Origin of the sequence: Burkholderia sp. WP9, from assembly GCF_900104795.1 — a bacterium.
GTDB lineage: Bacteria > Pseudomonadota > Gammaproteobacteria > Burkholderiales > Burkholderiaceae > Paraburkholderia.
Genome location: NZ_FNTG01000001.1, coordinates 492562 through 517428 on the forward strand (window position 1 = coordinate 492562; position 24867 = coordinate 517428).

The 24867-nt window shown below is 63.9% G+C and carries 17 protein-coding genes; 11 read left to right on the forward strand and 6 right to left on the reverse strand.

The window, feature by feature from the left end; all coding sequences use genetic code 11:
* The first annotated feature begins 276 nt into the window (after positions 1 to 276).
* The 3 genes from BLW71_RS02195 (at position 277) to BLW71_RS02205 (ending at position 3436) form a co-directional block, all read left to right on the forward strand.
* The gene (locus BLW71_RS02195; protein ID WP_091792845.1) at positions 277 to 1524 is read left to right on the forward strand and encodes an NAD(P)/FAD-dependent oxidoreductase; all 1248 of its coding nucleotides are present in this window, start codon (positions 277 to 279) and stop codon (positions 1522 to 1524) included.
* 124 nt (positions 1525 to 1648) lie between these two features.
* Entirely contained in the window at positions 1649 to 2800 is a 1152-nt protein-coding gene (locus BLW71_RS02200; protein WP_091792846.1) for a branched-chain amino acid ABC transporter substrate-binding protein, read from the forward strand.
* Between the two features lie 102 nt (positions 2801 to 2902).
* Positions 2903 to 3436 (forward strand): hypothetical protein, encoded by a 534-nt coding sequence (locus BLW71_RS02205; protein WP_091792847.1) that lies wholly within the window; start codon positions 2903 to 2905, stop codon positions 3434 to 3436.
* 141 nt (positions 3437 to 3577) lie between these two features.
* Here BLW71_RS02205 and BLW71_RS02210 read toward each other — a convergent pair whose 3' ends face one another.
* Both BLW71_RS02210 and BLW71_RS02215 read right to left on the reverse strand, forming a co-directional pair.
* Complete coding sequence (locus BLW71_RS02210) at positions 3578 to 3751, reverse strand: hypothetical protein (RefSeq protein ID WP_286161915.1); 174 nt, start codon at positions 3749 to 3751, stop codon at positions 3578 to 3580.
* Between the two features lie 358 nt (positions 3752 to 4109).
* A complete protein-coding gene (locus tag BLW71_RS02215; protein WP_091792849.1) occupies positions 4110 to 6530 on the reverse strand; it encodes a glucose/quinate/shikimate family membrane-bound PQQ-dependent dehydrogenase in 2421 nt (806 codons plus the stop codon).
* 489 nt (positions 6531 to 7019) lie between these two features.
* Here BLW71_RS02215 and BLW71_RS02220 point away from each other — a divergent pair, with 489 nt between their 5' ends.
* From BLW71_RS02220 to BLW71_RS02235, 4 genes are all read left to right on the forward strand, one after another.
* Positions 7020 to 7562: a helix-turn-helix domain-containing protein gene (locus BLW71_RS02220; RefSeq protein ID WP_091792850.1), complete on the forward strand. Its 543-nt coding sequence runs from the start codon at positions 7020 to 7022 to the stop codon at positions 7560 to 7562.
* A complete protein-coding gene (locus BLW71_RS02225) occupies positions 7559 to 7975 on the forward strand; it encodes a VOC family protein (protein WP_091792851.1) in 417 nt (138 codons plus the stop codon). Before BLW71_RS02220 ends, BLW71_RS02225 begins: the two co-directional genes overlap by 4 nt.
* Before the next feature lie 206 nt (positions 7976 to 8181).
* Entirely contained in the window at positions 8182 to 8991 is an 810-nt protein-coding gene (locus BLW71_RS02230) for a hypothetical protein (RefSeq protein ID WP_177204953.1), read from the forward strand.
* Between the two features lie 138 nt (positions 8992 to 9129).
* Complete coding sequence (locus tag BLW71_RS02235; RefSeq protein ID WP_091792852.1) at positions 9130 to 9618, forward strand: metallophosphoesterase family protein; 489 nt, start codon at positions 9130 to 9132, stop codon at positions 9616 to 9618.
* Between the two features lie 72 nt (positions 9619 to 9690).
* Here the strand turns inward: BLW71_RS02235 and proP are convergent, their stop codons facing one another.
* From proP to argA, 3 genes are all read right to left on the reverse strand, one after another.
* A complete protein-coding gene (gene proP, locus BLW71_RS02240) occupies positions 9691 to 11193 on the reverse strand; it encodes a glycine betaine/L-proline transporter ProP (RefSeq protein ID WP_286162033.1) in 1503 nt (500 codons plus the stop codon).
* 727 nt (positions 11194 to 11920) lie between these two features.
* On the reverse strand, positions 11921 to 12193 hold the full coding sequence (locus BLW71_RS02245) for an oxidative damage protection protein (protein ID WP_007181244.1): 273 nt from the start codon (positions 12191 to 12193) through the stop codon (positions 11921 to 11923).
* Positions 12194 to 12302: 109 nt separating this feature from the next.
* Positions 12303 to 13691 carry an amino-acid N-acetyltransferase gene (argA, locus tag BLW71_RS02250; protein WP_091792853.1) on the reverse strand — a complete coding sequence of 463 codons (1389 nt, stop codon included), beginning with the start codon at positions 13689 to 13691 and terminating at the stop codon, positions 12303 to 12305.
* 23 nt (positions 13692 to 13714) lie between these two features.
* Between argA and hrpA the strand changes: the two genes are divergently transcribed.
* Positions 13715 to 18109, forward strand: a complete 4395-nt coding sequence (gene hrpA, locus BLW71_RS02255) for an ATP-dependent RNA helicase HrpA (RefSeq protein WP_091792854.1) — start codon at positions 13715 to 13717, stop codon at positions 18107 to 18109.
* A gap of 260 nt (positions 18110 to 18369) precedes the next feature.
* On the opposite strand, the gene BLW71_RS02260 is transcribed toward hrpA, so the two are convergent.
* Positions 18370 to 21141: a YadA family autotransporter adhesin gene (locus tag BLW71_RS02260; protein WP_091792855.1), complete on the reverse strand. Its 2772-nt coding sequence runs from the start codon at positions 21139 to 21141 to the stop codon at positions 18370 to 18372.
* A 592-nt stretch (positions 21142 to 21733) separates the two neighbouring features.
* Here BLW71_RS02260 and BLW71_RS02265 point away from each other — a divergent pair.
* The 3 genes from BLW71_RS02265 (at position 21734) to BLW71_RS02275 (ending at position 24845) form a co-directional block, all read left to right on the forward strand.
* Positions 21734 to 22753, forward strand: coding sequence for a YVTN family beta-propeller repeat protein (locus tag BLW71_RS02265; RefSeq protein WP_091792856.1), 1020 nt, complete (start codon positions 21734 to 21736; stop codon positions 22751 to 22753).
* A gap of 58 nt (positions 22754 to 22811) precedes the next feature.
* Positions 22812 to 23810 (forward strand): sterol desaturase family protein, encoded by a 999-nt coding sequence (locus BLW71_RS02270; protein ID WP_091792857.1) that lies wholly within the window; start codon positions 22812 to 22814, stop codon positions 23808 to 23810.
* A 201-nt stretch (positions 23811 to 24011) separates the two neighbouring features.
* On the forward strand, positions 24012 to 24845 hold the full coding sequence (locus BLW71_RS02275) for an EI24 domain-containing protein (RefSeq protein WP_091792858.1): 834 nt from the start codon (positions 24012 to 24014) through the stop codon (positions 24843 to 24845).
* Positions 24846 to 24867: the final 22 nt, after the last annotated feature.

The following is a 24867-nucleotide window of genomic DNA, read 5'->3' on the forward strand; positions in this document are numbered from 1 at the left end:
ACGCCCGTGCGACTGCGAGGCTTCCGCGAGTTTCCCGCTGAACCGCCGGCAGGTGGCGAAGAGCATGCCTGGGACCCTCCAGGGAAAATGCTATGACCACACAATATGTTTTTTGATTGCACACAAAAATTTATTGTGTGATTCTAGATGCCAGAGTTTGTCTGGTGGCGGACATGCAGCAACGACGCCGGGCAGTGCCCAGGAATCTGTCAGTGGGAGTGTTGCAATGCGCGTTTTGTCTTCGTGGCTGTCGTATGCGATGGAAGGGCGCAAGTAATGTCGGAGATCGCTATCGTCGGAGCGGGATTCATCGGCCTCGCCAGCGCGGCGTCGTTGATGCGCGACGGGCATCGGGTCACGCTGTTCGATCCGTCCGGCGTCGGACAGGGCGCGTCGTTCGGCAACGCGGGAACGTTTGCTCACTACGCGTGCATTCCGGTGAACAACCCGTCTGTGTTCCGCGACTTGCCGCGCTACCTGTTTTCTGGCGAGAGTCCATTCAGGCTGCGCTATCAGTATCTGCCGCACCTCGTGCCATGGCTCGCGCGCTTCATGATGAGTTCGCTGCCGCGCAATTACAAGGCCAGTGCCGGCGCACTCGCTGCATTGCTCGCGCAAGCGCAGGAGGGTTACGCGCCGTTGCTGGCAAACGCCGGCCTGGCACGTTTTGTACGGCGGCGCGAGTGTCTCTATCTCTATTCGAGCGCGGCGTCGTTCGACGCGGCGAGCCCCGCACTCGGTTTGCGCAAGCAACTCGGCGTCGCGTTCGACGTGCTGGGCGCCAACGACATTCGCACGCTCGAACCGTCGCTGGCGCCGATATTCGAGCGCGGCGTGCTGTTCAGCGACAGTTGGCATTTCTCCGATCCGCAAGGCTTCCTGCAAACGCTTTACGAGCAGCTCGTGGCGCAAGGGCTGACGCTGCAGCGATCGACGGTCAGCGCGGTGCAGCCTGCGGCCGATGGCGCGAGTGTGACAGCCGACGGCGTTACGCGGCGCTTTGGCCATGTGATCGTCGCGACGGGCGCGCGTTCTGCGCAGTTTGCGCGGCAATGCGGCGACAGCGTGCCGCTCGACACCGAGCGTGGCTATCACGTGCGTTATCCGGGCGCGCAGCAACTGATTTCACGGCCGGTCGGCTGGGCCGAGCGAGGCTTTTACATGACGCCGATGAGCGACGGTATCCGCGTTGCGGGAACGGTCGAACTGGGCGGCTTTAGCGACTCGCGCAACCGCTCGCTGATCGACTTGCTGACGTTTTCATCCAGACGCGCGTTGCCCGCGCTCACTACGCCCGACAGCAGTTGGCTCGGATTTCGCCCGACCTTGCCGGACGGCGTGCCGGTGCTCGCGCGTTCACGCGCGAGCGAACGCGTGATCTATGCATTCGGTCACCAGCATCTCGGGGTGACGCTCGCCGGCATAAGCGCGCGCATCGTCGCGGATCTGGTCGCACGGCGCGCGCCTGCGCTCGATCTCGCGCCGTACGCGGCGACGCGTTTCGGCGCTGGGCGAAAGGCATAACGGCGAACATCGTGGCACCAGGTTTTAGTTTCATCCACCTCTACGTAGGACGGTTTCGACGCGTCGCGCATCGAGCCGCTCATTCGACATAACGCGCGACGTGACAACTCGCAAGGAGCGCATCATGAATCGCCGCAATTGGCTGTTGAGTTTTACCGTTTGTCTGATCGGTGCGCACGCACCGTTCGCGTGGGCAGCCGACCCTGAAGTCGTCAGGATCGGCTTTGTCGGACCGTTGACGGGTCCCGTTGCACGCGTGGGGAAAGACCTGCAGTACGGCGCGCAACTGGCGCTCGATGAAGAAAACGCGCGGCATCCCACTGTCGATGGTAAGCCGGTGAAATTTGTGCTCGACGTGCAGGACGACCAGGCCGATCCGCGCGTGGCGATTCAGGTGGCACAGAAGCTGGTCGACGACGGCGTGGTCGGCGTGATCGGCCATTACAACTCGGGTTGCAGCATTCCGGCCTCGACGGTGTATCACCAGGCTAACGTCGCGATGATTACGCCCGGTTCGACCAATCCGCAATTGACCAAGCAGGGCTACAAGAACGTGTTTCGCACGATGGGTCACGACGGTATCGGCGGCGTGGTGGCGGGGCACTTCGTGGTCGAGCAGATGAAGGCGAAGCGCATCGGTATCATCGACGACCGCACGGCGTTCGGACAAGGACTGGCGGATGCATTCGAAAAAGGCGCGAAAGAAGCGAACGGCAACATCGTCGATCGCGAGTTCACCAACGACAAGGCGGTCGATTTTCGCGCCGTCCTCACGACGCTGAAGAGTAAGAACGTCGATCTGATTTTCTTCGGCGGCCTGGATGAACAGGGGGCGATGCTGATCAAACAGATGCGCTCGCTCGGCATGACGGCTCAACTGTTCGGCGCGGGCGCGTTGAAGAGCAATGCGTTCCTGCAGATCGCGGGTACGGCGGGCGACGGCACGCAGGATCTGGAGCCGGGCCCCGCGCTCGACAAGCTGCCCGCGGCCGTGGAGTTCGGCAAGCGCTACAAGGCGCGCTTCAATCAGGACGTGGAACTGTATGCGCCGTTTGCGTACGACGCAGCGCTCGCCATGCTCAAGGCGATCCACACGGCGAATTCACTGGACCGCGCGAAGATCGTCGATAGTCTGTCCAAGGTCAGCGTCACGGGCGTGACGGGACAGATCACGTTCGACCCTTACGGCGATCTGATCAAGCCGCCGTACACGCTGTTTCAGGTTCAGCAAGGTCAGTGGAAGAGTATGAAGACGGTTGGAGGGAGCGGCGCCTGATTTTCGCGAGCACGGCGTCCATGCGCAACGTAGGGTCATCACTATCCGGGCAGAAGCATCGCGTAGACTCGGCGCGAAACAACTTTGCTCCATGGATCCAGGATGACCCTGTTACGGCAGTCGATCGAAACTTACCTTCTTGCGAAGGACGGCAACCGCCCGCATCTCATGTCCCGCGCATTCGCTGCCGATGCGGAGCTCGTGATGGAGGTCAAGACTGACGAGATATCGTTTCCTTCAACGGTGAAAGGCCTGAAGGGCATATCGGAGACGCTGGTAAGTCAGTTCGCGCAACGTTACGAAAATATCTATACCTTTTGCATGGAGGTTCCGCCGGACCACGCGAGCGCATTTAGTTGCAAGTGGCTCGTTTGCATGACGGAAAAAGTTTCGGGCGCAGTGCGTTTGGGTTTCGGGAGCTACGCATGGTTGAGTCGAGATGATTCTGGACTGGTTGCGAAGCTTGAAATCACCATTGAAGAGATGAAAACGCTGCCAGGTGAACTCGGAGATTCGATCCTGGGATGGGTAAGCTCACTTCCTTATCCATGGTGTCCACTCGATCTGCTGGTGCGAAGCGCCCCGAACATCCGGGCAGTTGAGGAGGTTGCGAGGAATCTTGCGCGTAGCCAGTAAAGAAGATCAGAAGGTGATGCGATAGTCCACTAACGGCCAGGTGAAGGGCGTGGTCATTAACCGCCTGGATGAGTACTTCGGAGAGCGGCCCTGCCGGATGCTTCGGCATGGTCCGCTCGCGTTGGATCCTCGCGAGACCCGTCAAAACCCGTGGTTGCGCTCACAACCGATCGCGCACGCGATCGTGCCGACAGCGCCAATCACGCCTACGCCGATGCCCAATCCAGCCCCTAATCCAAACGTTTCGAGCGTAGTCGAGCAACCTTGCAATCCGCTGGTTCCCGCGAGCGCGGCGATCAACAGCAGCCACCTCACGTTTGCTCCTGATACCGGGATTTGGCGTACGCGACGATTCATGTTCTGGTTTCCTTTCTTGTCCCACTCTTAATATCAAAACGACAAAGCAGCCTTGCTGCGCATGTTAGAGCTCGAGTCCCGGTTGCCAAAACGGGATTAGATAGCCTTAAGGCGAAGCGCTTACTAAAGCTTTCTTGCCGGGTAGATATTTGCCTGTCAGCGCAAAGGCATGATGTGAGGTTACGCGTCTTCACGAATGACCATTTTGCGATGATTGGCGGGGATCATGGACTCCTTACGATATCCTCCGTAGCGTTCCAAAAGCCTTCTTCAAAGGGCGCGGATCGCGATTCTGACCCGCGCCCGACCTCCTGTGCTACTGCGGCAGCGCGTACGCGATCACATAATCGCCAAGCTTGGTGCCGAACGACCCGTGGCCACCCGCGGCGATCAGGATGTACTGGCGGCCATCGATCGAATAGCTCATCGGCGTGGCCTGGCCGCCCGCGGGCAGACGCGCGCGCCAGACTTCCTTGCCGTTGTTGACATCGAACCCGCGGATATAGTTGTCCGCGGTCGCACCGATGAACGCGACGCCGCCCGCCGTCACGATCGGCCCGCCGAGCATCGGCATGCCCATCTTGAACGGCAGCGGAATCGGCGAACTGTCGCGCACTGTGCCGATGCGCTTCTTCCACACGATCTCGTTGGTCTTCAGATCGATCGCCGAAATATAGCCCCACGCCGGCTGTTTGCATGGCAGACCGAGCGGCGAGAGGAACGGGTTCAGCGTCACGCCGTACGGCAAGCCATATTGCGGCTGGATGCCCGCTTCCGTGCCGCTGCCTTTTGCGCCCGGTTCCGGCTCCGTCGGATTGCCGGGGCCGCGCGGGATCAGACGGGAGACGAAGGGCAGGGCGATCGGATTGGCGATGGCGAGCTGACGATCGGTGTCGACGGCAATGCCGCCCCATTCGAACATGCCGAGGTTGCCTGGAAACACCAGCGTGCCTTGTAGCGAAGGCGGCGTGAACGTGCCTTCATACCGCAGCTTGTGGAACATCACGCGGCATACAAGCTGGTCGAACATCGTCGCGCCCCACATGTCGGCGTCGGTGAGCAGGTTCTTTGGACGGAACGTGAGATCGGAAAACGGCTGCGTGGGCGAAACATGATCGCCGGGTGCGGCGCCCTGCGGCACCGGCGTTTCGGGCGCGGGCACGACCAGCGCGCCGGTACGGCGGTCCAGCACGAACAGGTTGCCGGTCTTGGCGGGCGCATACACGACGGGCACCGTCTTGCCGTCCTTGCCGGTGATATCGGCGAGCGTGGGCTGCGAGGGCTGGTCCATGTCCCACAGATCGTGGTGCGCGGTCTGGTAGAACCACGCCAGCTTGCCTGTCGATGCATGCAGCGCCAGCAGGCCGCTCGCATAGCGCTCCTGCAAGGCCGTGCGGTTGCCACCCCAGATGTCCGGCGTCGTCACGCCCATCGGCAAATAGATGAGGTCGAGTTTCGCGTCGTAGGCGGAGGGCGCCCACGAGTTCGGCGAATTGATGGTGTAGTTTTCGCCCGCGCCCGGAATCTTGTTCGGGTCTTGCGCGCCCGGATCGAATGCCCACAGCAACTGGCCGGTGCGCACGTCGAAGCCGCGGATCACGCCGGAAGGCTCGCGCGTCGAGAAGTTGTCTTCCACCGCGCCCGCCACGATGATTGCCGTGTTCGTCACGATCGGTGGCGAGGTCGGCTCGTACATGCCCGGCGTCTTGACCGGCTGCGCGTGTTGCAGATCGAGGTCGCCGTTGTTGCCGAAGCCCGCGCAGCGCTCGCCCGTCTGCGCATCGAGCGCGTACAGGTGGCCGTCGTTGACAGGCAGATAGATGCGGCGCGTACACGCGCCATTGGCCGTGGACGCCACCGTGGCTGCCGCGGCGGCGTCGCTCGTGGGCGTGGCGGGCTGCGCGGTCGCGGCGCTTGCCGAGAGATCGAGATACGACACGCCGCGGCAGGTCACGTGCTGGAACGACGGGTCGGCCCGCAGCTTCGGATCGAACTTCCATTTCTGCTCGCCCGTCTTTGCATCGAGCGCGAACAGGATCTGGTGGGGCGAGCACAGATACAGCAGATTGCCGATCTTGATCGGCGTGACTTCATTGGTGATTTCGACGGGGTCGTTCGGACCTTTCATGTCGCCGGTGCGGAAGGTCCAGGCCACCTGCAGGTTCTTGACGTTCTCGGGCGTGATCTGCTGCAGCGGCGAATAGCGCGTGCCTTCCTGGGTGCGGCCATACGCGGGCCAGTCGGACGGATCGATACCGTTCGGGTTGGCCGCGGGCGTCGTGGCCGCCGCGCTCAGCGTGCCGTTGAGCGTCTGCGGATCGTTGAAGCTCGCATAGACGAGCACGCCGGCCCAGATCACGAGCGCGCCGATGAGCGACGTCACGCCGAGCTTGCGCGGCGCGTCGAGGCGCCGGCTCACGAGCAGCAACAGCCACACGCCGAACACGACGAGCACGCCGGAGCGCGGCGCGAGCGCCCAGAAGTCGGGGCCCGACTCCCACAGCGCCCAGACCGCAGTGCCGACTAGCACAAGCGCGTAGAGCGCGAGCGCCGCGGCGCTGCGACGGTACAGCAGCCAGCTCACACCGAGCAGCACGATGCCGGTCACGACGTAATACGCGGAGCCGCCGAGCGAGAGCAGCCATGCCCCGCCTATCAGCAGATAGAGCGCGGTGAGCGCAGTGAACAGCAACGTGATGACGGCGATGAAACCCGGCGATGTCGATTGTCTGTACATGGTGACCTCAATCTTTTTCTTAAGGTGCTGCTTGCATCGCCTGTTACGCGATGCCCGCAGCGCTCATACGCCGACGCGAACGCAAGCGCGGCATCCGGCCGGTGCGCCGCGCTCGTACAAGGCGGTAAAACAGTCACGCCAACACCTGCGTTACCCCAATGTTGGACGGCCCGCGATCCGCAGGCGGCCCGGTTTGATTCCGACAGGGCCGCGGATGCCGCGAAGGTGCGGTGCCCGCCGTCTTTCAACTGCCGTCTTTCAATTTATGCAACCGTACCGCACAAGGAGGGGCGCGCGTTCAAATTGTAGGTTGTAGGCGGCGAAGTGCATCAAGCATCACGTGGCCGACTCGGCATGGCGATGCGCCGCCGCTTCCTGCCCGAATGCAGCCGACGCCGTGGCTCCAGCACTTCTGCACGCGCCCAAGTTCGCGCCCACGAAGCGCTCGCGCGAGCCTAAACTACGCATTCCGTCAGCCCTCCCGGACTCATGCCTCCTCGCAAAGACCCTCGCGCCCGGCCGCTTGCCTCGTCCCCCGCACCGGGCGGCGCTGACGCGTTGCAAGATCCGGTCCTGCTGCGCCGGCTGCTGCGCGCCAAGGACCGCATGGACGCCGCGTCGCACGAGGCTTGGCCCGTCAAGCGCCTTGCCGAGGTGAGCGGCGTCACTGAAGCTCATTTCGCGCGCTCCTTCAAACGGGCCTTCGGGGTCCCGCCGCACCGCTACCTGCTGACGCGCCGCATCGAGCAGGCCGTCACCCTGTTGCGCGACACCGGGCTCAGCATCACGGAAATTGCCTTTGCCACCGGCTGGGAGAGCCTGGGGACCTTCGGCAGAATCTTCCACGACATCACCGGGAAAAGCCCCAGCGCCATGCGCGTCGAGAGCCAGGCCAACATGCCGCGACTCGAGCTCATGCCCGCCTGCGTGGCGAAGGCCGCGCAGCGCCCCGATCTCACCACCGCAGTTTCGGAGAAGCGCCGCCGCGCGGCCGACGATACAGTCTGGCCATCAACCAGGGAGGTGTCATGAACGAGGGTATCAATGTGGTGGGCCTGTACGTCGACAACCAGGACGAAGCGCTCACTTTCTACGTCGACAAGCTCGGATTTCGTGTCCACACGGACGTGCGCAACGGCGCTTATCGCTGGCTCACGGTCCAGCATCCCGATCAGCCCGCGTTTCAGCTCGGGCTGTTCACACCCGGCCCGCCCATCCACGACGAAGCCACCGCGCAAACCTTGCGCGCCATGGTCGCCAAAGGGGCGATGCCGCCTCTGGTTCTCTCCGTGGACGACTGCCGTGCGAGCTACGCCCGCCTGAAAGCGCGCGGCGTGGAATTCACCCAGGAGCCGGTGGACCGCTTCGGCAGCGTCGATGCCGGTTTTCGCGACCCTGCCGGCAATGGCTGGAAGATGATCCAGGCACCGAGGAACTCGACGTGACGCCAGTAGCGGGATCGTCGTTTCGGGTGGCCGGGTATCCAACGGCGTTGCGCTGGCGGATAAGCGGCGGCACCGTTATTCGCCGGGAACGAGCCTGTGCTGCCGACTCGCATGAGCAGGCGATTGTCTTTGAGAGGGAATGTCGTGATGGGAATTAGCTTGCCCTGCTTATCTGGAAGCATCGACTACAAGCAGGAAGCATAGGCATGCTGCTCGCGCTCAAACTCGTGCTGGTGCCCGCGTTTCTCGCCGCGCTGACGGTGGCGGGACGCATATGGGGGCCGACGGTGGCGGGGTGGCTCGCGGGGCTGCCGGTCGTTGCCGGGCCGATCGTTTTGCTGCTTGCGCTGGAGCGCGGCTCGACGTTCGCGGCGCAGGCGTCGGCGGCCTCGATTGCGGCGATCGCCGCGTCGGAAGCGTTCAATTTCGCCTACGCGTGGACCTGCCGGCGCTTTGCGTGGCCCCTCGCGCTGGTTGTCGGGATGGTGGGTTGGGTCGGCGTGGCAAGTTTGCTGACGCAGCTTCCCGCCGGCCTCGCATGCGCGGCGGTGGCGGCCTGCGTGGCCGTGGCGGTGTCGCAAAGCGGCTTGCCGCGCGTGAACGGTCACGTACCGGCGGCGCGCCTCGGACTCGGCGACCTCGCTGTGCGCATGCTCGCCGGCGCGCTGCTGACGGTCGCGGTGACCACCCTGTCCGCGTCGATGGGCGCGACATGGAGCGGACTGCTCTCAGTGTTTCCTTTGCTCGGCATCGTGCTCGCGGTCTCGGCGCAGCGCGCGCACGGCGCGGACTTCGTCGCGTTGCTGATGCGCGGCATGGTAATCGGCCGTGCGTCGTTCGCGACATTCTTCGCCGTGACCGCGAGCATGCTGCCGCGGTACGGCGTGTGGCTGAGCTTTCTGTGCGCGGCGGTGGTTTCGATCCTCGTGCATGGCGCGACGAGGCGGATGCTCAACGCGACGCGGCCGGCGCAGGTTGCGGCGCGTGAGATCGTGGAGCGGCAGGCGGCGGATTGAGCGCGAGGGTTCGCCGAGACTTGCGGCGGGTCATCGCAGTTCTTAGCCGCTCGTTGCGTTCGGAGCGGTTCAAGGCCCACCTCCGCATGAGCAAAACGACCGCGCACACGTCTCACCCATTTGCCCGATACTGCCAACATGACTTCGCGCGATCGACCCTCCACCCGCACAAGAATCGGCCTGATTTCCGATACGCACAACCTCGTACGCCCGGAGGCATTGCACTATCTTGCCGGTTGCGACGCGATCATCCACGCGGGCGATATCTGCAACCCGGCCGTGCTCGAAGCGCTAACGCAAATTGCGCCGGTCACGGCCGTGCGCGGCAACAACGACACCGGCGGCTGGGCCGTGTCGCTGCCGACTCACGTCACGCTCACCGTGCAGCAGGTGGCGATTCTCGTCGTGCACGACATCGCCGATGTGGGTGCCGATCCGCGCAGCCGGGGAATCGGCGTGGTGGTGACGGGCCATTCGCACAAACCGTCGATCAGCGAGCGCGACGGCGTGCTGTTCGTCAATCCGGGCAGCGCCGGGCCACGGCGTTTCAAACTGCCGGTTTCGGCCGCAATCCTGATCGTCGAAGGGGCGAGCGCAAGCGCGAGCTTCGATTCGCTGGTGCCATAAAAAACGGGCCGGCAAAGATTTGCCGGCCCGTTCTCACAACTCAGTTTGCGCTAACCGGGGCGCACCGCGTGCTCAGGCACGCGCCGTGGCGGTTGCCGCATAGCCTTCGTCGATCTCCGCGGCTTCACGCTCGCCACGCAGCACGGCATGCGCTTCCGCACGCGTCGCCACGCACGGGCCCGAGCCGAGCAGCGGCTTACGGGCGGTCTCGCGCAGCGCGAGCACCGAGACGACACCGATCAGCGAAGCGCCCATCAGATAGTACGCGGGCATCATCAGATTGCCGGTGCTGTTCACCAGCCACGCCGTAACGAGCGGCGTCGTCCCGCCGAACAGCGACACCGAAACATTGAAGCCGATCGCGAGCGCGCCGTAGCGGATCCTGGTCGGGAACAGCGCCGGCAGCGCCGACGGCATCACGCCGGTAAAGCACGACAGCAGCACGCCGAGAATCATCAGGCCGCCGAACACCGGCAGCACCGTGCCCATGCGGATCAGCAGCAGGGCGGGAATCGACAGCGCGAACAGACCCACGCAACCGAACAGCATGACCGGCTTGCGGCCGATCGTGTCGGACAGGCGGCCGGCGGCGAGCGTCATCGGCATCATCAGCACCATGACGAGCAGCACGAGGAACAGGCCATGCGTTTCGTTGAAGTGCAGCGTGGCCGACAGATAGCTCGGCAGATACGAAAGCGCCATGTAATCAGTGACGTTGAAGATCAGCACGAGGCCAACGCACAGCAGAAGCGGCTTCCATTGCTGCATGAGCAATTCGCGAAACGACTGCTTGGGCAGCGCCTTGTCTTCGGCTTCGCGTTGTTCCGCCTGCTTCTTGAACGCAGGCGTTTCTTCGAGCTTCATCCGGATGTACAGACCCACCAGACCCAGCGGACCCGCGATCAGGAACGGCACACGCCAGCCCCATGAGAGCAGCGCCTCGTTGGAGAGCGTCGCGGTCAGCACGGCCACCGTGCCCGCGCCGAGCACGTAGCCGATCAGCGTGCCGAACTCGAGGAAGCTGCCCATGAAGCCGCGGCGCTTGTCCGTCGAGAATTCGGCGATGAAGGTCGCCGCGCCGCCGTACTCGCCGCCGGTCGAGAAGCCTTGCACCAGACGCGCCACCAAGAGCAGCACCGGCGCGAAAATGCCGATACTCGTGTAGCTGGGGATCAGGCCGATCGCGAAGGTGCCGAGTGCCATCATGATCATGGTCATCGCCAGCACGCGTTGTCGGCCGATGCGATCGCCGAGCGGCCCGAACACCATGCCGCCGACCGGCCGCACGAGGAACGCCGCGGCGAACGTGCCGAAGGTGGCGATCAACTGCGCCGCGGGGCTCGCCGACGGAAAGAACACTTTGCCGAGCGTGACAGCGATATAGCTGTACACGCCGAAATCGAACCATTCCATCGCGTTGCCGAGCGCCATGGCGCCGACGGCCCGCTTGAGGAGAGATTTGTCGACGACGGTGATGTCGTCCAGAGAGAGGCGTTGTTCTTCTTTGTGATGTCGCCAGAAGCCGTTGCTGGAAGCGGTCAAGGTGAAAACTCCAATGACTGCGACGAAACTCATGATGCGCATGAACGTTCCGCCACGGTTGCTGGGAAGTGAAGTGTCGCGAGCAAGGCGAAAGGCGTCTTCGTCACCGTCGAAGGGCAACAGAGTTGGGCGCGAAAAAAACACAACGCCCGTGCCTCGCGAGACAGGTCGCGAAAAAACACTCGTCTAGATTGTGCTGACTGTTGCACCTGCGTGGCCGTGGAAGGGGGGCAGATGCATGAGGACGCTGGGTGGCTGAAAGCTGGCCCACGCGCCGCTGGAAGGCTTGAAACGAAAAAGGCCGGTGCTGTATTCGCCGCTCATGCCGAGGCATGGGACGGGAAACGACCGACAAGCCTTCTTGTATAAAAACTGTTCAATTCGGAGTGGCAACACATTGCCATGCGCACTATGTACGCACTGCGCGCCAGATTGAAGAGAACGTGAATGAAGGTGAAATGCTGTTGGAACGATGCACATAATAGCACGATAACGGAGGATCGTGCAAACCGGGTGTCCGCGAGGGACCTCGGTGGGGGCATTCAATCCCTTGCGGGGCGGGGGATTGCGCGGATCCTGGCGGTCTGAAGAAGCGGCTTAAAAATGGCCTGAAATGTACCGTTTGGAGAATTTTGCCGCTTCGTTCGAGCGATCAAACAAACGTTGCGTGATGGAGCAGATTTGCAGCGGCGCGGACGAAAAAAATCCGCGCCCGTGGCGCGGATTTCGGTGATGCGGCCTGAAGCGCGAAAGAGCGCGATTAGGCCGAAGGCGGCACGTAACCTTGCGCTGTATCCGCGCCTTCGCCGAAAAAGAACTTTTCGGTCTGCTTCATCAGGTATTGGCGTGCGCGCGGATCAGCCATGTTCAGGCGGTTTTCGTTGATCAGCATGGTTTGCTGCTTCAACCAGGCCTGCCAGGCTTCCTTCGAAATGCTTTCGTAGATCCGCTTGCCGAGTTCGCCCGGCAGCGGCGGGAAATCGAGGCCTTCGGCTTCCTTGCCGAGCTTCGCGCATTGAACCATACGAGTCATGCTGTGCTTCTCCTTTGTCGACCGGGTGAGTGCTTCAGCACTGACTCCGGTCCCGTAAAAATGGGTTGATGTGTCGATGCCGGGACAGGCAGTTGCTATATAGGGCCGCTCAGAGCTGTTTCATCAGCACGAGCGACTTGCGCTGCCAGTTATAGAGTCTGCGGCGGTCTTCCGGCAAATCGTCGACGGTGACCTTGACGAAACCGCGCTTGAGGAACCAGTGCTCGGTACGCGTGGTGAGCACGAAAATGCGCGTCAGGCCGCGCGCCCGCGCGCGCTGCTCGATGCGCTTCAACAGGCGCTCGCCGTCGCCGGTGCCTTGCGCTTCGGGCGAGACCGTGAGGCACGCCATTTCGCCGATGCGCTCTGACGTGTACGGATACAACGCCGCGCAGCCGAACAGCACGCCATCGTGCTCGATCACCGAGAAATGGTCGATGTCGCGCTCGATCTGATGACGGCCGCGCCGCACCAGCGTGCCGTCCGATTCGAGCGGCTCGATCAGCGCGAGAATGCCGCCGACGTCGTCCGGCGTGGCTTCGCGCAGGCTTTCCAGATTCTCGTACGAGATCATCGTGCCCACGCCGTCATGCAGGAACAGTTCGAGCAGCAGGCTGCCGTCGAGCGCGTAAGGGATGATGTGCGCCCGCGCCACGCCGCCGCGACAGGCGCGAATCGAGTGCTTCAGATAGAAGCCGGCGTCGCCGGTGACCTCGCCGCTTTCATGCAGCTTGTAGGCGTCGTCGAGCGAGAGTTCGCGCACCAGTACGGGGCCGTCTTCGCCGGCTTCCATCAGGCCCGGCGTCTCGGTCAGAAACACGATCTTGTCGGCGCGCAGCGCGATCGCCGCGGCGGACGCGACGTCTTCCATGGCCAGATTGAAGGCCTCGCCGGTGGGCGAGAAGCCGAGCGGCGAGAGCAGCACCAGCTTGCGGCTCGCGAGCGAGTGACGGATCGAATCGGCGTCGATCTTGCGCACCACACCGGTGTGGGCGAAATCGACACCGTCCAGAATGCCGACCGGCCGCGCCGTCACGAAGTTGCCCGACACCACGCTGATGTGCGCGTGCGCCATGGGCGTATTCGGCAGACCCTGGCTGATCGCGGCCTCGATATCCAGACGCACTTCGCCTGCCGCCTCTTTTGCGGACTCCAATGCGCGCGCGTCGGTAATGCGCATGCCGTGCGAAAACTCGGACTCCACGCCGTGCAGGCTCATCTGCTCTTCGACCTGCGGCCGCGAGCCATGCACCAGTACGATCTGGATGCCCATGGCCTGCAGCAGCGCGATATCGGACACGAGCGCATTCAGGAGCCCCTGATGCACCACCTCGCCGCCGAAACCGACAACAAACGTCTTGTTACGGAATGCATGGATGTAAGGGGCGACTGAGCGCATCCAGTCGACGAATTGCGCGTGCTGTGCGAGGTTTTCCGTTGCTCCGGCGGGGGCCGGAGCGCTCGCGGGCGCGGGGACGAGGTCGGTTTGGGAATTCATGCCGGGGATTATAATGCGCCCCCATGTCGAATGTACCCAAAAGTCCCGCTGCGGCGAACGAGAATCCGGCGCCGGCCGCCGATCAACCGAAGGCCGGCGACGCCGCACGCCGCACAGCACCGGACGCTCAACCGAACGCGCCGCACACGGCGCGCGAGCCGCGGCGCGCCGCAGAAAATGCGCAAGCGTCAGCGCAGAGAAATCATCCGCGCCGCGAAGCCCGCAATCATGAAAGTGGCGAGGTGGCAAAACCCACTGGAAGTGGCGAGCCGCAGCCGCGTGAGGGCAGGGAAGGCCGAAGGTCAGACCACAACCCCGGGCGTGCGCGGCAGCAGAGCGCGTCTGGCGCGAACCAGCAGAAAAGCGCCGCTCGTGGCGATCAGCCACGTCAAGCGGACTCGCGAGACGGCGGGTCGCGCCGCGAGCAAGCGCCGCCCCGCGCCGCGCGCGCAGCGCGTGTCGTCGAGCCCAATCCGATTCCGCCGATCACCTATCCGGAAGCGTTGCCCGTATCGGGCCGCCGTGAGGAAATCGCCAAGGCGATCGCACAGAATCAGGTCGTGATCGTCTGCGGCGAGACCGGCTCCGGCAAAACCACCCAGCTGCCGAAGATCTGCCTCGAACTCGGCCGCGGGCTCGGTGCGGGCGGCTCCGGTCTGATCGGCCACACGCAGCCGCGCCGGATCGCCGCTTCGGCGACGGGCCGCCGCATCGCCGAAGAACTCGGCACGCCGTTCGGCGAGGTGGTCGGCTACAAGGTGCGCTTTACCGACAATCTGTCGCCGGGCGCCTCCGTCAAGCTGATGACCGACGGTATCCTGCTCGCCGAAACGCAGACCGATCCGTTGCTGAAAGCGTATGACACGCTGATCATCGACGAGGCGCACGAGCGCAGCCTGAACATCGACTTTCTGCTCGGCTATCTGAAGGAAATCCTCGTCAAGCGTCCCGATCTGAAGCTGATCGTGACCTCGGCGACGATCGACGCGGACCGTTTCGCGCGCCACTTCGGCAGCGAAGAGAAGCCCGCGCCGGTGATCGAGGTGAGCGGGCGGCTTTATCCGGTCGAGGTGCGCTACCGCCCCGTCGCGGAAGACAGCCCCGCCGTGAAAGCCGCGGAAGGCAGCGCGCCGTCTTCCGCCTCGCGAGGCGAGCGGCCGAAAACCCAGCGCGAAACCGATCGCGATCTGATGGAAGCCATCGTCGACGCCGTCGACGAACTCTGCCGCGAAGGTCCGGGCGACGTGCTCGTGTTCCTGCCCGGCGAGCGCGAAATTCGCGACGCCGCCGAGGCGCTGCGCAAGCACCATCCGCCGCATACAGAAATTCTGCCGCTGTTCGCCCGTCTTTCCGCGGCCGAACAGGAGCGCGTGTTCCGCACGTCGAACGCGCGGCGTATCGTGCTGGCCACCAACGTCGCCGAAACCTCGCTGACGGTGCCGGGCATTCGCTACGTGGTCGACACCGGGCTCGCGCGGGTGAAGCGCTACTCGTATCGCAACAAGGTCGAGCAGTTGCAGGTCGAGTCGATCTCGCAGGCCGCCGCCAATCAGCGGGCCGGGCGTTGCGGCCGGGTCGCCGACGGCATCTGCATTCGCCTGTACGAAGAAAGCGACTACCAGGGCCGCGTGCGTTTCACGGATCCGGAAATTCTGCGCTCGTCTCTGGCCTCGGTGATTCTGCGGATGAAGTCGCTGCATCTGACGGCGATCGAGACGTTCCCGTTCATCGAACCGCCGCCGGGCCGTGCCATCGCCGACGGTTATCAGCTGCTCAACGAACTCGGCGCCGTCGACGACGACAACCAGCTCACGCCGCTCGGCCGCGAACTCGCGCGCTTGCCGCTCGACCCGCGCGTCGGCCGGATGATTCTGGCCGCCCGCGACCAGCAGGCGCTGAAGGAAGTGTTGATCATCGCCAGCGCCTTGTCCGTGCAGGATCCGCGCGACCGGCCGATCGAAGCGCAGGAGCAGGCCGATCAGGCGCATCGCCGGTTCGCCGACGAGCGTTCGGAATTCCTGCAATGGCTGAAAATCTGGAACTGGTTCGAAGAAGCGATCGCGCACAAGAAGTCGAACAAACAGTTGCACGAGGAGTGCCGCAAGAACTTCCTGTCGCAGCTGCGTCTTCGCGAGTGGCGCGATGTGCACTCGCAACTGCTCACAGTGGTGCGTGAGCACGGCTGGCGCTTGAACGAAGCGGAAGCGACCTTCGAGCAGATCCATCTCGCGCTGCTGACCGGTTTGCTCGGCAACATCGGCCTGAAAGCCGACGACGAACCGTATTACCTCGGCGCGCGCAGCATCAAGTTTTATCTGTGGCCGGGCTCGGCGCTGGTGAAGAAAGCCGGCAAGTGGGTGATGGCCGCCGAACTGGTCGAGACGAGCCGGCTGTACGCGCGTTGCATCGCGAAGATCGAGCCGGAGTGGATCGAGAAGATCGGCTCGCATCTGTTGAAGAAGTCGCTTTCCGAGCCGCATTGGGAAAAGCGCGCGGCGCAGGTCTCGGCATTCGAGCGCGCGGTGCTGTATGGCCTGCCGATCTATCACCGGCGGCGCGTGAGCTTCGGCAAACAGGATCCGGCACGCGCCCGCGAACTATTCATTCGCGGCGCGCTGGTGGAAGGCGAGTTCGATACAAAGCTCGCGTTCTTCGCGCACAACCGCAAGCTGCTCGCCGATATCGAGCAGCTCGAACACAAGTCGCGCCGTCAGGACGTGCTGGTCGACGACGAGCTGATTTTTGCCTACTACGATCAGGCGCTGCCGAAGGGCATCTACACCGGCGCGTCGTTCGAGCGCTGGTATCGCGACGAGGTGAAAAAGAGCGGTCAGCCGGAAGACAAGTTGCGCCTGCTGTACCTGTCTCGCGACGATCTGATGCGGCACGAAGCCGCCGGCGTGACCACCGACCTGTTCCCGAAACGGATGACGATGGCGGGCGTCGAGATGGCGCTCACCTATCACTTCGAACCGGGTTCGCCGCGCGACGGCGTCACGCTCGCCGTGCCGCTGTATGCGCTGAACCAGGTCGACGCGCGCCGCTGCGAATGGCTCGTGCCCGGCATGCTGAAGGAGAAGGCGCAGCTGCTGCTGAAATCCCTGCCGCAGAAACTGCGCCGTCATTGCGTGCCGCTGCCTGAGTTCGCGGCGGGCTTCGTCGAACGGCATAGTGGTCCGCGCTTCGGCGCGGGCGGCTTGCTCGAGTCCCTGATCGCCGATATTCGCGAGCAGACCCAGGTCGCGATGAAGCAATCGGACTTCAAGCTGGAGACCTTGCCGCCGCATCTGTTCATGAACTTCAAGGTCGTCGACGAGCATGGGCGTCAGCTCTCGATGGGCCGCAATCTGTCGCAACTGCGCGCCGAACTCGGCGGCCAGGCGCAGCAGCATTTCCAGAAGATCGCTTCGAGCGCGGCGGGCGCGGCGTTGGCGGACGCGGGCGGCGGCAGTGTCGCGACGCCGTCGCAAGCGTCTGGCCTGGCAAACGCCGCGGCGCAGCGCGGCAAGGGCGCTCCGGCGTCGGGTCCGCAGACCGCGCCGCAAGACGGTGCGCAGGGCACGGCGCTGTATGAAAAGCTGACGACCTGGAACTTCGGCAAGCTCCCCGAGCTGCTTGAAATCCGTCGCGGCGGCCAGACGCTATTCGGCTATCCGGCGCTGGTGGATCGCGCCACGCATTGCGACGTGGAAGTGTTCGATTCACCCGACGAAGCCGCGCGGATCCATCGCGCGGGATTGCGCCGGTTGTTCGCGTTGCAGTTGAAGGAACCGATCAAGTATCTGGAAAAGAATCTGCCGGGCTTGCGCGAAATGGCGATGCAGTTCATGCCGCGCGGCACCCAGGAAGAGTTGCGCGATCAGTTGATCGACACCGCGCTCGACCGTGCCTGCCTGCAAGACCCGTTGCCCGACGACGACGTCACTTTCCACACGCGCCGTGACGAGGGCCGCAGCCGCCTGACATTGCTGGCTCAGGAAATTGCCCGGCTGGTCGGACAGATTCTCGGCGAATACGCGACGGTGACCAAGAAGCTGGTGCAGGCGAAGTCGTTCACGGCGGCGCATGCGGACCTGCACAATCAGCTCGACGGACTGATCGGCAAGCGCTTCGTGGTCGATACGCCGTACACGCAACTGGCGCATTTCCCGCGCTACCTGAAAGGGATTGCGCTGCGCATCGACAAGCTGAAAGCGGACCCCGCGCGCGACGCCCGTCAGTTCGCCGAGTTCCAGCCGCTGTTGCAGAACTATCAGCGCGCGGTGGCGCAGCGTGGCGGCGTGCTGGATCCGCGTCTGTCGGAATTCCGCTGGCTGTTGGAGGAGTTGCGCATCTCCCTGTTTGCTCAGGAATTGCGCACGCCGATGCCGGTGTCGGTGAAGCGCCTTCATAAGGTGTGGGAGTCGATGCAGCGCTGATCGCCGCGACTAGCGGGGCGGGGCGCCATGCCTGCTCCGCCTCGCGGACGTCTCGCGGGCGGCTGAGGTGGCGGCTCACGTGGCGCCGGCACGCGGTCGCGGCACGGATAAAAAGGCGCGCGACGCCATGCCTTTTGAGAATGACGTCACGCGCAAAAGGCGCGGGCCTTTGTTCGGACCCGCGCCTGAGACACCCGCTAGATCGATCCCCGGCCCATGGCCGCCATGAGCTTTGACCGGACTCGTCCTGCCGGTTTGGCCTACCAGTGCATGCCGGCGCCGATCGACGCGCCGAACTGGCCGCGCGAATCCGTGGTGCCTTGCAGCTTGTATACCCACTTGCCCGTTTCCGAGAGCTGCGATACGCCAATGGCGAACGCCGACTGGCCGGCATAGGTGCCGCCGGCCATGGCGACCATGCCGTGACCCGGTAGCACAGCCTGCGGCAAGCCGGCCATGGCCATGGCGGATGCCGTGCCGCCGTAGGCGTCGCGGCGCGCCGAGCGGATCTGGTCGTCGGTATAGCTGTTCGCCTGGCTGACCGCGCCACTGGTGCTTTGCTGCAACTGGCTGACGTTGACGGCGTCGGTCGCTTGCACGCCGGCTGCGACCTGGGTGATCTGACGCTCTTGCCCCGCCGCGCCGACCGACACCGTGTTCGCCCGATCGGCGACCGAGCCCTGGCCTAGCGCGACGGAGTTGTCGGCGCCGGCATTCGCCGCCGCGCCGAGCGCGGTGGCGTTGTTGCCGTTGGCAACCGAGCTTGCGCCGATGGCGATGGCGTTGGAGCCGGTGGCCTGAGCGCTCGCACCCATGGCGATGGCGTTGGAGCCGGTGGCCTGCGCGCTCGCACCCATGGCGACGGCGTGCGCGCCGGATGACACGGCGGCTTCGGTATCGCGATTGCCTTGCGCGCTGAAGAACGGATCGGCGGCTTCGACCACGGCGTTGTTGACGGCGCCCGAGATGGCCGCGTTCAGCTGATCCACGTTGACCGCGTCGGTCCCGGCGACGCCCGCCGCGAGGTTGTGAATCATGGTGCCGCCGCTCGCCGCGTTCAGACCTGCCGCGAAGCTGGTGGGCACGGTGCCGCCGCCCGAGTTGTCGCCGCCGAGGGTGACGCTGTTGCGGTTCACGCTGCCGTCGGGGTTCTTGTCGTACATCACCGCGCCGTCGAGCTTCGCGGCGGTGGCCGCGCCTTGGGCGCTCACGGCTTTCAATTGCGCGACATTGACGGCGTCGGTGTCGGCGGCACCCGCCGCGACGTTCGTAATCTGGCGCTCCTGGCCGGCGGCGCCCACGGAGACGGTGCGCGCCCGGTCGGCTATCGAGCCCTGGCCGACTGCGACGGAGTTGGCGGCTACCGCGCTGGATTGATAGCCGAGCGCGGTGGAATTCGCGGCTGAGGCGGTGGCTTGATAGCCAAGTGCGGTGGAGTTGGTGGCTGAGGCGGTGGCTTGATAACCGAGCGCGGTGGAATTGACTGCTGAGGCCGTGGCTTGATACCCAAGCGCGCTGGAGTTGGCCGCCATTGCGCTCGCCTGATTGCCAATAGAAGTGGAACCGTCCGCCTGAGCGGTGGCGAAGCCGCCGATTGCCGTGCTGAAATCGCCGTTTGCCTGCGAACCGGTGCCGACGGCAACACTCGCTTGTCCCGCGGCGAGCCCCGCACTGCCGATGGCGACTGCGTTGGCGCCGGTGGCCGATGCGTCGTCGGTTCCGTCGTTCAGGCCGTTTGCCTTGAAATAGCGTGACGCGTTTGCGCTAACGGCTTGCAGTTGGCTCAGGTTGACGGCGTCGGTCGCCTGGGTGCCGGCTGCGACGTTCGTGACCTGCCGTTCGTTGCCTGCGGAGCCGACTGAGACGGTATTGGCGCGGTCGGCCAGCGAACCCTGGCCCAAGGCGACCGAACCGTCCGCCGACGCATGCGCGTCACGGCCGAGCGCAATCGAGTCGGCGTTGTTGGCAACGGCGGCGTAACCAATCGCGATGCTGCCGGCCGACGCTGCGGATGCGTAGGAGCCGAGCGCGGCCGCGCCTGTTCCCGCGGCTGCGGAATTGGCGCCGAGTGCTGCCGCGCCTGCTCCTGAGGCAGAGGAACTGGCGCCGAGCGCGGCCGAGCCTGCTCCTGAGGCAGAGGAATTAACCCCGAGCGCAGCTGAGCCTGGTCCTGAGGCAGAGGAATTGGCGCCGAGCGCGGCCGAGCCTGCTCCTGAGGCAGAGGCATTAACCCCGAGCGCAGCTGAGCCGGTTCCCGAGGCACTCGAACTGGCGCCGAGCGCCGTGGCGTTCTCGCCGGTCGCTTGCGCGAACGCGCCCAATGCCATCGCCCCCACGCCGTTCGCGAAGGCCTGATTGCCGATCGCCGTGCTGTAGTCAGCCGCCGCCAGCGCCAGATTGCCGCCCGCGAAGGCACTCGTGCCGAGCGCGGTCGACAGGTAGCCGATCGCGACAGAACTCGTACCGATCGCCCTCGCTTGCGCGCCTGTCGCGACGGAACTGTCGCCCTCGGCGTCGGCCTGAAGGCCTATCGCGCTCGATTTGTCGCCCAGCGCACTCGCTTGCACGCCTGTCGCAATCGAGCCGAAGCCCAGCGCGTTCGACTGCACGCCCGTTGCAATCGAGAAGGTGGCTGCCGCCGTGGCCTGAAAGCCCATTGCAATCGAGCTTTCGTTCAGCGCTTGCGAGCCCGCGCCGAGTGCTACCGAATGGCTGCCGCCCGCGTTCGCCTGCATGCCGTAGGCAATGGAATAGGGGCCCACCGACTGTGCCGCGATACCCGCTGCAATCGAGCCTGCACCGATGGCCATCGCATTCGTGTCCGTAGCGGGATTGAACGGCGCCGCCGCGAAATAGATGGTGGCGGCATGCGCCGCCGGCGCGCCCGCTGCCAATACCGTCAGCAGCAGTACTGCCTGGGCAATCGCTTTCTTCCGGGACGTTACTCGCTTTGTCTTGGATCTTGCCGGCGCCGGTGCCGCCAGCGACGTTTGCGTCGCGTCACACCAGGTCAATGGGTTATTGCAATTCATTGTTTTAGAAACTCCGCGGTATTGCGTAAGTGGACGGCGCATCAACGCGGGGGAGCCAATTAAGGATTCATCGCCCTGATAAATTGCACAAAAAATAAAGGCCCGCAGGTTTCGGTTTTCCTGGCAATGCCTTGAGTTTTTGCGCGCACGAAACGCCCGCGACATGCCTGCGCGTCCACCGGGCTGATTGCGTGGGCGATGAGGCTGCGGGATTGTCTAATCCGGCGGTGCGGCGAGAATTCAGTTAAATCCGAAGGCAGCGAGGAAAAATCCTTTTGTGTGTTTAACGCTCGATTCGCTGGTGTGGGAAAATAAATTAAACAAGGAATGGTCGCATTCGATCTGATAATTATTTTTATAATCTGAGTGTGTTCTTGTATTTATACGTCTTTCGTGAGATTCGAAATCTCAAGCGCGCTGCTCATTGACGATCGTTTCAGAATGACTTGAGCGCCCATCGCGATGGCGCCCGGCGAGCGGCGGTAGGCGGCATCGCGTCCCCGATTTCTCTTGTGCGCGGATAGCGACCTACGTCAACCGCTGGCCCTGGCAAACGTTCTACAATGATGGCTGTTCTCCGAAGTGAGTTTTCATGCGCAAATTTTTTCTTCCCGGCTTGACTGCCACGTTCGCCGCGGCTACGGCGCTGGTCGCTGCCGCAGGTTTTTTTTCTCCGGCGGCCCACGCCAACAACGTGATCGTGCTCAACTCCGGCGAAGCCACGCTGAGCCTGATCGACGAGACCAGCCGCCAGGTCATCGGCACCGTGCCCACGGGCAAGGAGCCGCATCACCTGATGGCCACGCCGGACAATTCGTCGCTAATCGTCGCGAATTCGGTGTCGAACAATCTGATGTTCGTCGATCCGAAAACCGGCCAGGTGCAGCGTTGGGTCGAAAACATCGAAGATCCCTATCAGATCGGCTTCTCGCCTGACCGCAAATGGCTGGTCACTACCGGCCTGCGTCTGGACCGTCTCGATATCTATCACTACGACGGCCAGAAGAACCAGATGACGCTGGCCTCGCGCCTGCCGCTCGCGGTCATGCCGAGCCATATGGCGTTCACGGCCGACAGCAAGACGGTCTTCGTCACGCTGCAGGTTTCGGGCGAACTGGCCGCGATCGACCTTGCCACGCAAACCGTCAAGTGGAAGATGAAGGTCGGCAAGGTGCCGGCGGGCCTGTGGATGACGCCGGGCGAGAAATACCTGCTGATCGGTATGACCGGCGCGGATTACGTCGCGGTAGTCGACTGGCGCAACCAGAAGATCGTCAAGACGATCCACACGGGCAACGGCGCGCATAACTTCCGTTCGCTGGCCGACGGCAAGCACGTCGCGGTGTCGAACCGCGTGGCGAGCACCATCAGCATCATCGACGAAGACTCGCTTACCAACGTCGGCGACATCACCGGCTTGATGCCCGGACCCGACGACATGGAACTTTCCGCCGACAAACGCTATCTGTGGGTTACGTTCCGCTTCGCCAAGCACGTCGGCATCATCGACCTGACAACGCGTAAGCTGATCCAGACGATTGCCGTAGGCCGCTCGCCGCACGGCATCTATTTCTTCAATCGCGCGCCGATCATGGCGCCGAACGGCGCCTGATGCAGGGGCTCACGCTGCACCAGGCGAACCGACACGGATGAAGTAACAGGCCAGCACCATGTTCCATCTGATTTTTTCTTCTCTCGACAGCTTCGTCTCGGCCGTGCAGACGTTGCTGTACGTCGACGTGGTGCAGCCGCTGCTGTTCCGCTTCAACCTGATGGACTACGACGAAGACACTTACGACAGCCTGTATTGGGTGATCGTGGGCGTTTTCGAAGTGCTGGCCATGTACGCGATCCTGCGCCCGCTCGAAGCGCTGCGTCCGGTGGAGCAGTGGGAGAGCCGCAAGGCGGTGCGCGTCGACGTGATCTACACGTGGATCGCCAAGCTCGGCATTCTCAACCTGTTCTTTTTCTTCGCGCTGCAGCCGTTCTTCGACAACGTGCAGGCGTGGCTGCGGCTGCACAACATCTCGAATATCGAGTTCGACAATCTGTGGCCGGGCGTCACCACGCAGCCGCTCGTCACGTTCGTGATGTATCTGCTCGTGCTCGACTTCGCCGGTTACTGGTATCACCGCTGGGAACACCGGATCGGCGTGTGGTGGGAACTGCACGCGGTGCACCACAGCCAGCAGCAGATGTCGCTGTGGTCCGACGACCGTAACCATCTGCTCGACGGTCTGCTGCAGGCCTCGTTCTTCGCGGTGATCGCGCTGGTGATCGGCGTGCCGCCGTCGCAGTTCGTCGTGCTGGTGGCCATCACGAATCTCGCGCAGAGCGTCCAGCATGCGAATATCCGTCTGTATTTCGGCTGGCTCGGCGAGCGTCTGCTGGTCAGTCCGACCTTCCATCGCCGTCACCATGCCATCGGCTACGGTCATGAAGGCTTGAAATACGGTTGCAACTTCGGCGTGCTGTTTCCGTGGTGGGACATGCTGTTTCGCAGCGTGTCCTGGAGCCGCGAGATGGAGCCGACCGGCATCAGCGATCAGCTCGAAGGCCGCCGCTATGGCGACGGTTTCTGGGCGCAGCACTGGCTCGCCTTTGTGCGCATCGCCGGGCGCCTTTCGCCGAAGCGCCGCACCGAAAGTAACGACGCCGCCGCCGTTTGAGCGCGCCTCCTCCCACGCCGCCGGTTTCCCCGGCGGCGCGTCACGTGGTTTATCCTGTTCACGTTTGCGCACGTCCCGCGGTAAATCCCCTCGAGGGCCGCGCCACGGGATGTCCCTGCGTGGGGCGAGCGGCGGGCCGCATGGCCGGTTCGTCGCGCGGTTCTCTTTGTTCCACTGTTTCGCTCACCGGCACTGGCTCGCATGAATGATCTGTTGCGCTCGTTCGGGCGCGCGCTCGCAAGCGCGCTCCACCCGCGCATGCTCTGGCTGACCTTCATGCCGTTTCTCGCGGCAACGGTCGGGTGGGGCGTGATCCTGTGGTTTTCCTGGCAGACGCTGATCGGCGCGACCCGCACCTGGCTCGAAGGCTGGTCGTTCACGCTCACGCTTTATCATCTGTTCGACTGGCTGGGTTTTGCGGCGCTGCACACGGCAATCGCGCCGTTTATCGTGATCGCGATGGCGATTCCGCTGATCGTCGTCACCGTGCTGCTGCTGATCGCCACGCTGTCGATGCCCTCGGTGATCCGCTTCCTGTCCGCGCGCCAATTCCCCAGCCTGGAAATGCGTCGCGGCGGAACGTGGTACGGTAGCCTCGCTCAGGCGTTATGGACCACGCTGGTCTGTCTGGTGCTGCTGATCGTCACGCTGCCGCTGTGGCTCGTGCCGCCGTTCTTCGCACTGATTCCGCCGCTGCTGTGGGGCTGGCTCACGTATCGTGTGATGACCTACGACGCGCTCGCGCTGCATGCCACGCGCGACGAGCGGCGCGCGCTGGTGCGGCGATTCCGCCTGCCGCTGCTGCTGATCGGCATTGCGAGCGGTTTGCTGGGTTCGCTGCCCACGCTGCTGTGGGCGTCGTCGGTCTGGCTGATCGTGCTGTTCCCGGTGATCACGGCCGTGACGATCTGGATCTATGCGTTCATCCTCGTGTTCTCGGCGCTGTGGTTCGGCTACTACTGTTTGCGCGCGCTGCAACGCATGCGCGCGGAAGAGCACGGCGGCGTGCGGCACGCGGCGCCGGTTCCTTACTGATGAATTACTGACTAAGCAGAAG